The sequence below is a fragment of the Desulfobacula sp. genome (assembly GCF_021107415.1).
Map to the genome: position 1 here is coordinate 1 of NZ_JAIOSW010000371.1, position 9806 is coordinate 9806.

Genomic DNA, 9806 nt, shown 5'->3' on the forward strand with positions numbered 1-9806 from the left:
ATCATCTGACCATTCCCCAGTTTAAGTGCATTCTCCACAGAGTCGGTCAGGCGTTTCTCAAACTTTATATCATTTTTAATCTTCAGGCGGTCCACCACAACTTCTATATGGTGTTTCTTGTTTCTGGCAAGGGTCTGAACATTTTCAAGTCCTTGAACAACTCCATCCACCCTGACCCTGGCATACCCTTGTTTTTTCAGCTCTTCAAGCCTGTCTTTATGTTCTCCCTTCCGGTTTTCCACAATGGGGGAAAGGATCAGAATCTTTGAATTCTCAGGCAATGACATGATTTGGAATACCATGCTCTGGGCATGGCCACGGCCTACTTTTTTCCCGCATTTGTAACAATACTGGGTTCCTGTCCTGGCAAACATCACCCTGAGATAATCATAAATTTCCGTAATGGTTCCAACCGTGGATCTGGGGTTCTTGCTGGCAGCTTTTTGTTCAATGGCAATGGTGGGGGAAAGTCCCCTGATGGTATCATACTTTGGCTTTTCCATCTGACCGATGAACTGCCGGGCATAGGAGGAAAGGGATTCAACATACCGACGCTGGCCTTCTGCAAAAATCGTATCAAAGGCAAGGCTTGATTTGCCGGACCCTGATACCCCGGTAAAAACAACCATCTTTTTTTTGGGAATGTCTATATCAATATTTTTAAGATTGTGTTCCCGGGCTCCCTTGACAATGATCCTGTCAAGCTCCTTGGAATTTGAATTTGTTCGAACCGTTGATACGCCTGCCAAACCACCGTTTTTCATACCCTGCTTTCTACTCCTGACATTCTTTTTTTATTCTTTTCAACATTAAAAAATCATAAGCATAACAAAATAAAAGTAAAGTTATGGAATATTAAAAATCAAATTGCTTTTAGGGCTGCCTTTTTGATAATAACTAAGATATGAAACCAGATCAAACATACAGCCTCGCATATTCAAGCTGTCCCAATGATACCTTTATTTTCAAGGCCATTGCCCGGCAATTGATTGACCTAAAAGAATATTCTTTTAACATCGTGCTTAAGGATGTGGAAACTCTGAACCAAAATGCGGGTAAAGGTGCATATGACATTACCAAGCTTTCCTTTGCAGCATTTGGCAGTCTAATGGATAAGTATGTTCTTTTAAGAACCGGATCTGCGCTGGGGATGGGGTGCGGCCCTCTGATTATTTCTCTTGCCGGACGATCCATTGATGACAAAAACAAACCTGTTATTGCCGTGCCGGGTCTTGGGACGACCGCTTACCATCTTTTCAAATTTTATATGGATGATCTCTTTGCCGGCATGGACACAGACATTATTCCCATGCCATTTGAAAAAGTTATGCCGACTGTCATTGAAAAAAAGGCTGACTATGGTGTAATTATCCATGAAGGGCGGTTTGTTTATCAGACCATGGGGCTTGAATTAAAGGCTGATCTTGGCCAATGGTGGGAAGAAAAAACATCCCTGCCCATTCCATTGGGCTGTATTGCCATTAAACGAAATATTGATCCTGCCATAGCTTGCGACATCGAAAATCTGATCAGGCAAAGCATTAACCATGCTTTTTCACACCCGGACATGGCCTGTGATTATATCCGGGATTATGCCCAGGAAATGGATGAAGATGTGATCCAACAGCATATCAAACTCTATGTAAATAATTTTTCAAAAGATATTGGAAAAGACGGAGAAGCTGCTGTCACCACCTTTTTTGAAAAGGCCAGGGCTTCAGGATTAATAAAAAAATCAAAGTTTTCTCTGTTTACGTGCTGATATGAACGACAAAAAAATCATGGAAAAACATTTCATTGAAAATATTGCCAAAACCATCTTTGATTATAATATGATTGATCAAAAAGATAAGATATTGGCGGCGGTTTCCGGCGGTCCGGATTCTGTTGCTCTTGTTTTGTCCCTTTTAGCCCTTAAAGAGAGATATACCATAAAAATAGGCATTGCCCACCTGAACCACCTGCTGAGGGGAGAGGAATCTTTAAGGGATGAGGCCTTTGTCAAAAAACTTGCTGATACGCTGGCCCTGCCGTTCCATGAAGGGCAAAAAGACGTAAAAGCTTATGCTGAAAAACATCGATTATCCATTGAAGAGGCCGGCCGGGAGGTGAGATACGATTTTTTTCAACAGATCGCAGAAAGTCATGGGTACAATAAAATTGCCCTGGGGCATACCAAGGACGACAATGCCGAACTGGTATTGATGAACCTGTTAAGGGGAGCCGGTCCCAAAGGGCTTTCAGGAATCCCGCCCATACGGGACAGCAGATATATCAGGCCTTTAATCCGGGTGTCTAAAACTAAGATCCTTGCTTTTTTAAAACTTAAAAAACAGGCCTATGTATTTGATTCTTCAAATAAGGATATGAAATATTTAAGAAATAATATCAGATATAAGCTAATTCCTCATCTTCAGTCGGAATACAATCCCGAAATCATTGAGGCCCTGGACAGGCTGAGCAATATATTAAAACAGGAAGAAGACTTCTGGGATGCTGAAACTAAAATACAATTTAATAATTGTTTAATCAAAACTAAAGACACTTCTATTGTATTTTCAAAAACTCTGCTGTCAAACCTTCATCCGGCTCTGTTAAACCGGGTATTAAGAGAAGCAATCAAGAAGATAAAAAAAGATTTAAAGCGTATTTCCCTTACCCATCTTATTGATATTGTTGAATTTTGTTTTAATAAACCCTCTGGCATCAGCCTGGATCTCCCCGGCCAAATCAGGGTTTATAAAAAAAAGGATACCATTATTATCAAAAAAGAAAATAAACCTTTGCGGGAAATCGGGAAAAAAGAGAAACAATCAAGGCAGATGGCCCAAAAAAAATAAGACTAAAAAAGGCTAAAAAAGCTAAAACTTTTTCTTGTATATTGAAATTTTGTGTTTATATATTTAGGTAGTTTTACAATCTGTTAGTTGGGTTTATAAGAATAGAAAGGAAGAACCTTGAATCAATTTTATAAAAATATTTCCCTGTGGCTGGTAATTGTTCTGATGATGGTCATGCTTTACAACATCTTCAATCAGCAACAGATCGGACAACAGGTGGATGTCGGATATTCAGAGTTCCTTGCAATGGTTGAGGACGGACGTATTCAGAGTGTAGTGATCCAGGGTCAGGACCTTTATTTAACCGATGGAAGCGGCACCAGATATAAATGCTTTGCACCGGATGATAGTGAACTGATCAGTTTTCTGCGGTCCAACGGAATTACCATTAAAGCCAAACCACCGGCTGAAAATTCCTGGTTTATGTCCATCATCGTATCCTGGCTGCCCATGATTGTCCTCATTGGTGTGTGGATCTTTTTTATGCGCCAGATGCAGGGGGGTGCCGGCGGAGGGAAAGCCATGTCCTTTGGAAAAAGTCGGGCAAGGCTGCTGGATGATAAAGGAGAGAAAGTCACCTTTGCCAATGTCCAGGGAATTGATGAAGCCAAAGAAGAATTGACCGAAATAGTTGATTTTTTAAAAAATCCTGATAAATATACCCGGCTTGGGGGACGTATCCCCAAAGGAGTGTTACTATTGGGAAATCCCGGAACCGGAAAGACGCTTCTTTCAAGGGCTGTAGCCGGTGAGGCCGGAGTACCGTTTTTCACCATCAGCGGGTCTGATTTTGTTGAAATGTTTGTGGGTGTGGGTGCCTCAAGGGTAAGAGATCTCTTTGCCCAGGGCAAAAAAAATGCACCCTGTATCATATTTATTGATGAGATTGATGCAGTTGGACGACAGCGAGGTGCAGGCCTGGGTGGAGGACATGATGAAAGAGAACAGACCCTTAACCAGCTTCTTGTTGAAATGGACGGATTTGAATCCAATGAAGGGGTTATCCTCATGGCAGCTACTAACCGGGCAGATGTTCTAGATCCTGCCCTGCTCCGGCCGGGACGGTTTGACCGTCAGGTCATGGTGGATATGCCTGATATTAAAGGCCGTGAAGGTATTTTAAGGGTTCACATGAAAAAGACCCCTCTGGCCAATGATGTTGATCCGGTGATTCTGGCAAAAGGAACCCCGGGATTTTCCGGTGCTGATCTTGAAAACCTCGTGAATGAAGCAGCGCTTCTGGCAGCTAAGCAGAACCATGAAAAACTGAACATGAAGGATTTTGAAGATTCAAAAGATAAGGTTTACATGGGACTTGAGAGAAAGTCTAAAGTCATCAAGGAAGAAGAAAAGAAAACAACCGCCTATCATGAAGGCGGGCATGCCCTTGTGGCAAGGTTCCTGCCAAACACTGATGCCGTTAATAAGATTACCATTATTCCCAGGGGCAGGGCTGCCGGGGTCACCTGGTTTCTTCCCGAAGAAGGGGATTTTAAATATAAGGATCAGCTTGAAAATGAACTTGCCATTGCCTTTGGCGGCCGGGTGGCTGAAGAAATCATTTTTAAAAGAATCAGTACGGGTGCATCCAATGATATTAAACAGGCCACCGACCTTGCCAACAGGATGGTTAGAACATTCGGCATGAGCGATAACCTGACTCTCCTTTCCTATGAAGACCATTCGGACAATATTTTTATTGGTCGTGAAATGACCCAGGCCAAAGCTTACTCAGAAGAAACAGCCAGAAAAATTGATGCTGAAGTTGCTTTGATCATTGACCGGGCATATCAAACCGCTAAAAAGGTCCTTAAAGAAAATATTGAGTTACTTCACGCATTAACCGACCTGCTCATTGAAAAAGAGACGGTTCTGGGGCCGGAACTGGATGACCTGATTGCAACCATGCGGCCTGATTTTGATTTTTTCGGTAAAAAGAACGTATCCACACCGCCAAAACAGCCGGTTGAACCCGAAAATCAAGAAAAATCCGGGAAAGGCGACGACAAGGAGAGCATTGAGATTGTTGACGAAACTAAAAATTCTGACACTCAAGATACTTCTGAGACGGATGATACAAAGACACCGAAGTCTGAGTAGAAGGATATTTCATGCAGCCATTCGCACTTGAATTTGACAGATTCCTTCTCGAACTTGGACCTGAAACCTGCATTATGGGAATTTTAAATGCAACACCGGATTCCTTTTCCGACGGTGGAAAATTCAACACCTTTGAAACAGCGGTAAACCAAGGTATCAAACTTGTGGATGACGGAGCACACATCCTTGATATTGGCGGAGAATCATCAAGACCTTTTGCAACACCGGTTTCGGAACAAGAAGAACTTGACCGTGTCATCCCCATTATTGAGAACCTGTTAAAACGAATTGATATACCCATTTCCATTGATACGGTAAAATCTGTTGTTGCCAGAGAAGCTCTCAATGCAGGCGCCGCCATCATCAATGACATATCTGCTTTTGAAAAAGATCCTGCCATGGCTGACCTTGCCGCCCAGAGGAATGTGCCTGTGGTGCTGATGCATATGAAGGGAACTCCTGAAACCATGCAGGTGAACCCCAATTATAATGATTTAATGCTTGAAATCACAACTTATCTTGAGTCAAGAGCAGTATATGCCATGGAAAAAGGAATACAAAAAAACAATATCATCCTTGATCCGGGAATCGGTTTTGGGAAAACCGTTGAACACAATCTGGTCCTCATCAACCATCTTGAAAAAATTACCACTCTCGGTTTCCCTGTTCTCATGGGGCCGTCACGAAAGTCGTTTATTCAGAATATTCTTAATAAAAATGACAAAACCCCGGTTGGACCGGATGATATAAAGACGGAATACGGCACGTTGGGGGCTGTTGCAGCCTCTATTCTGAATGGTGCCCACGTTATCAGAGTTCATGATGTTGAAAAAGTCAAACCCTTTACCCGTATCATAGATTCGATCAGGAATGCATAAGTTTAAGTTCTATTTCAATACCTTCATTCTTATTCTCATTCTTTTTTGTTTTTCCGGATGTACAACAGAGCCGGTTGAAACAGATCTTCTGCTTCCTGTGGACTTTTCCAATGTACCGGAAAATATGGTCCTGACATACTTTCATACGGATAAAATTGAAATCAGAATCCAGGCTGATCCAAAATTAATGGAACTCATCAACAAGGAAAATATTTGCTATCCTGTGGATCTTTATACTGATCTTGAGTTCGATCCTGCAGGTGATTCCGACTCCATTGAACCCGGGGCATATTTGATCCCTGTTGAGGAAAAACGAATTCCCATGAACCCGGCCATAAAAATTCTGAGTATTAATCCCTCTTATCTAAGCGTTCACCTTGAAAAAAAGATAAAAAAAACTTTTAAAATATCGGTTCCCTATACAGGAAAGCCTGCCAAAGGATATATTGTGCTGGAAGCTGCCACAGAACCCGCCAGTGTTGAATTAACCGGTGCTGTACCCTTAATTTGTTCCATCAAGGAATTAAAAACAAAGCCCATTGACCTTACAAATGCCAACGAAAATTTTAAAAAAAAGGTTCCTTTGGACCTGGATAACCCATCCATCATTTCCTCATCAGATCATATCATTATCGTAACTGTCCAGGTTCAGCAAAAGCTGGTCTCAAAAACAATTGAAAATATTCCCATCCAGGCATGGAATCGTACATCCATGGCCAAAATTGAACCTTCCCGGATAACAATCCGGATCAAAGGTCCCTTTGAGACATTAAATAATAAGGAAATTACGAATCAAATCTATTCATTTATCGATTTGAAGGGACTTACGCCCGGTGTATATGCCCGGCATGCATATATCAACATACCAGTGGGTCTGATGATGACAGATGCTTCCCCACAAGTATTTACTATAAAAATAGAATAAAGGAAAAACTTATGCTTCTTGTGATTGACGTGGGAAATACAAATACCGTTATCGGTATTTATGACGGTGATACGCTCAAACATGACTGGAGAATCAGAACAATTAGAGACTCAACTGCTGATGAATTCAATGTACTTGCCAACGCACTTTTCTCAGATAAAAACATTGATCGTAAAAATATTCACAAAATCATTATTTCTTCGGTTGTTCCTTCAGCGGTTCCGATACTGAATGCATTCTGCGAAAAGTATATGGGCTTAACACCCTTATGGATAAATCCGAACTCTGTTAAAAAGCTGATGCCGATTCTCTATAATAACCCAAATGAAGTGGGAGCCGACAGGATTGTCAATGCTGTTGCAGCCTATGACAAGTATAAAACATCTCTCATCATTATTGATTTTGGAACTGCGACAACCTTTGATGTCATTTCCGAAAAGGGAGAATACCTGGGTGGTGCCATTGTACCGGGTGTCATGATTGCTTCCGAAGCTCTTTTTCAAAAGGCCTCCAAGCTGCCCAGGGTAGAAATATTCGAAGCCCCTGAAAAGATCATTGGAAAAGATACCATTGAAAGCATTAAATCAGGTATTATTTATGGAAATGCTGCTATGGTGGACGGGATGGTCGAAAGAATGACAAAAGAGATGGACACCTTACCCCGGATTCTAGCCACGGGCGGCCTTGCGCCACTGATATCAAAAATTTCAAACACCATTGAAAAAGTAGAACAATCTCTCACTCTTGATGGTTTAAGAATCATCTATAATGAAATTGGAAATAAATGAGGGCGATAACAGACCGATATTTAAAATATGTTCTCCTCAGCCTTTTGGTTTTCTTTTTTTGTCCACAGGCCTTTGCCCTTGATCCTGGAGAAGTTCTTGTCATTGCGAACTTAAATGCAGCAAAGAGTAAGGGGCTTGCAAAATATTACATGAACAAAAGGCATGTCCCTGAAAAAAATCTGATTTTATTATTTATGACGGATCGAGAAACCTGCACACGGGGCGAATATGAAAAAAAGGCGATTCCGCCCATCAGACGATTTCTTGATCAAAACAGACATATCCGGGCCATCGTCACCATGTTCGGGGTTCCGTTAAGGATTGCTTCTCCAGAAAAAAGTCAGGCTGAAAAAGCAAAATTGCAGGAATTTGAAACCCAAAAAAAAATCTTAGAAGATCAATTGAATAATGGCGAAATAATTGATTTAAAAGTAAAACAAAAAAAGCAGGATGACTTATCCCGCCTGAAAAAAACAATCACAGACTATTTGAAAACAATTGACAAGGTTGCTTCATTTGATTCCGAACTATCCCTTATAAAAAAAGGCAAATATGACCTTAACATGTGGCTGACAAATCCATATTACCTGGGCTTCAGAAACCAAAAGACCAAAATAAAGCAGTCTGAAGTTTTAATGACAAGCCGGCTTGACGGTGCCAATGAAACCATTGTAAAACGAATCATTAACGATAGCATTGAAGCGGAGACAAACGGCTTAAAAGGGTCGGCCTATTTTGATGCCAGATGGGAAGATCCAGGGACAAAAAAAGTTTCAGGATATACCTTTTATGACAAATCTATTCATCGTGCATCACAATTGCTTTCAAAAAAAAATCGAATCCGTGTTATCCTGAATGACGATATGACATTGTTCCAGAAAGGAGAAAGCCTTAATACGGCTCTTTATTGCGGCTGGTACAGCCTTGCAAAATATATCGATGCTTTTACCTGGCAAAAAGGCTCTGTGGGATATCATATTGCCAGTGCTGAATGCTCAACGCTAAAAAGGGAAACCAGCCAGGTCTGGTGTAAAAAAATGCTGGATAATGGAATAGCTGCAACGGTCGGTCCTGTTGGAGAGCCTTATGTTCAAGCCTTTCCAGTACCCCAGATTTTCTTTAATTATCTCACGGAAGGATATCTTACTCTGGCAGAATCATATATAATAAGTCTGCCTTACCTTTCCTGGAAAATGGTTCTTGTTGGAGACCCTTTATACAAACTTAATTTAGTTCGAAATGTTATAAACAAAAGGAAAATATAGTGAAAACCATTGGACTGATCGGTGGCATGAGCTGGGAGAGTACGGCCCATTACTACGCTGAACTTAATCAGGGAATAAAAAAGGCTTTAGGCGGTCTTCATTCAGCCCGGATTTTGCTGTACAGCGTTGATTTCGGACCCATTGAGAAACTTCAGAACAAAGAAGACTGGGAAAGCCTTGGGAATATAATGGCCGACGCGGCCCGAAAAGTGGAAAAGGGCGGTGCCGATTGTTTACTGATCTGCACAAATACCATGCACAAATTGACAGGGATAGTTGAAGATGCAGTGAATATCCCTTTGCTTCATATTGCCGATGCCACAGCCCAGGTTCTTGTTCATGACAAAATTAAAAGAGTTGGGCTTTTAGGCACTGCCTATACCATGGAGCAGGAGTTTTATAAAAATCGCCTGATCTCAAAATTTGATCTTGATGTCATTATTCCGGATGAAAAGGATAGGAACTCCATCCATACGATTATTTATAAAGAATTATGTCTGGGCCAGATAAAAACCCAATCTCAAAAAACATATCTCAATATTACAAAGAGACTGGCTGAAAAAGGCGCCCAGGGAATAATTCTGGGATGTACCGAGATCGGCATGCTTCTTAAGCCCGAAGATATTGATATCCCTCTATACGACACGGCTAAAATCCATGCGGCAAAGGCGGTCGAATGGGCCTTAAAATATGAATAACGAGCAACTGCTGAAATTTAAAGCCTGGTTTAGTGAATATGTATCCGGCTTTTATGGGAATAATCCAGAGCAAAACCAAATATATAAATTAAAAGAAACACATACACTCAGAGTCTGTGAAAATATCTTAACCCTTGGCAAATCCATACATCTCTCACAAAATGATTTAAAAATTGTCGAAATCGCTGCCTTGTTTCACGATATCGGCCGTTTCAAACAATATCTGACGTATGCTACATTTAATGACACAAAATCTATTAATCATGCCAAACTAGGGATACAGCAACTATCACTTCATAAAATCCTGAATGG

Annotated in this window: 9 protein-coding genes and 1 pseudogene; 9 read left to right on the top strand and 1 reads right to left on the bottom strand. The window is 41.1% G+C overall.

Annotation, left to right across the window (positions count from 1 at the left end):
• A pseudogene (locus K8S13_RS18630) lies at positions 1-764 on the bottom strand (excinuclease ABC subunit UvrA); the annotation flags it as partial.
• 140 nt (positions 765-904) lie between these two features.
• On the opposite strand from K8S13_RS18630, the gene K8S13_RS18635 reads away from it, so the two are divergent.
• The 9 genes from K8S13_RS18635 to K8S13_RS18675 all read left to right on the top strand — a co-directional run.
• Positions 905-1762, top strand: coding sequence for a 1,4-dihydroxy-6-naphthoate synthase (locus K8S13_RS18635; RefSeq protein ID WP_291464879.1), 858 nt, complete (start codon positions 905-907; stop codon positions 1760-1762).
• Between the two features lies 1 nt (position 1763).
• Positions 1764-2840 carry a tRNA lysidine(34) synthetase TilS gene (tilS, locus tag K8S13_RS18640; RefSeq protein ID WP_291464881.1) on the top strand — a complete coding sequence of 359 codons (1077 nt, stop codon included), beginning with the start codon at positions 1764-1766 and terminating at the stop codon, positions 2838-2840.
• Positions 2841-2957: 117 nt separating this feature from the next.
• A complete protein-coding gene (ftsH, locus tag K8S13_RS18645; protein ID WP_291464883.1) occupies positions 2958-4940 on the top strand; it encodes an ATP-dependent zinc metalloprotease FtsH in 1983 nt (660 codons plus the stop codon).
• Between the two features lie 11 nt (positions 4941-4951).
• The gene (gene folP, locus K8S13_RS18650) at positions 4952-5818 is read left to right on the top strand and encodes a dihydropteroate synthase (protein WP_291464885.1); all 867 of its coding nucleotides are present in this window, start codon (positions 4952-4954) and stop codon (positions 5816-5818) included.
• The gene (locus K8S13_RS18655; RefSeq protein ID WP_291464887.1) at positions 5811-6743 is read left to right on the top strand and encodes a CdaR family protein; all 933 of its coding nucleotides are present in this window, start codon (positions 5811-5813) and stop codon (positions 6741-6743) included. The genes folP and K8S13_RS18655 overlap by 8 nt, the downstream gene beginning before the upstream one ends.
• Positions 6744-6754: 11 nt before the next feature.
• The gene (locus K8S13_RS18660) at positions 6755-7531 is read left to right on the top strand and encodes a type III pantothenate kinase (RefSeq protein WP_291464889.1); all 777 of its coding nucleotides are present in this window, start codon (positions 6755-6757) and stop codon (positions 7529-7531) included.
• The gene (locus K8S13_RS18665; RefSeq protein ID WP_291464892.1) at positions 7528-8796 is read left to right on the top strand and encodes a TIGR03790 family protein; all 1269 of its coding nucleotides are present in this window, start codon (positions 7528-7530) and stop codon (positions 8794-8796) included. The genes K8S13_RS18660 and K8S13_RS18665 overlap by 4 nt, the downstream gene beginning before the upstream one ends.
• Positions 8796-9494: an aspartate/glutamate racemase family protein gene (locus K8S13_RS18670; protein ID WP_291464894.1), complete on the top strand. Its 699-nt coding sequence runs from the start codon at positions 8796-8798 to the stop codon at positions 9492-9494. Before K8S13_RS18665 ends, K8S13_RS18670 begins: the two co-directional genes overlap by 1 nt.
• Positions 9487-9806, top strand: a 320-nt coding sequence (locus tag K8S13_RS18675) for an HD domain-containing protein (protein WP_291464896.1), incomplete at its 3' end; no start/stop codon positions are given. The genes K8S13_RS18670 and K8S13_RS18675, both read left to right, overlap by 8 nt.

What these genes read in the sequence shown, in the direction of transcription:
- K8S13_RS18635 (WP_291464879.1), top strand. Translation starts at nt 905, where the DNA reads ATGAAACCAGATCAAACATACAGCCTCGCATATTCAAGCTGTCCCAAT.
- folP (WP_291464885.1), top strand. Translation starts at nt 4,952, where the DNA reads ATGCAGCCATTCGCACTTGAATTTGACAGATTCCTTCTCGAACTTGGA.
- K8S13_RS18660 (WP_291464889.1), top strand. Translation starts at nt 6,755, where the DNA reads ATGCTTCTTGTGATTGACGTGGGAAATACAAATACCGTTATCGGTATT.
- tilS (WP_291464881.1), top strand. Translation starts at nt 1,764, where the DNA reads ATGAACGACAAAAAAATCATGGAAAAACATTTCATTGAAAATATTGCC.
- K8S13_RS18665 (WP_291464892.1), top strand. Translation starts at nt 7,528, where the DNA reads ATGAGGGCGATAACAGACCGATATTTAAAATATGTTCTCCTCAGCCTT.
- K8S13_RS18655 (WP_291464887.1), top strand. Translation starts at nt 5,811, where the DNA reads ATGCATAAGTTTAAGTTCTATTTCAATACCTTCATTCTTATTCTCATT.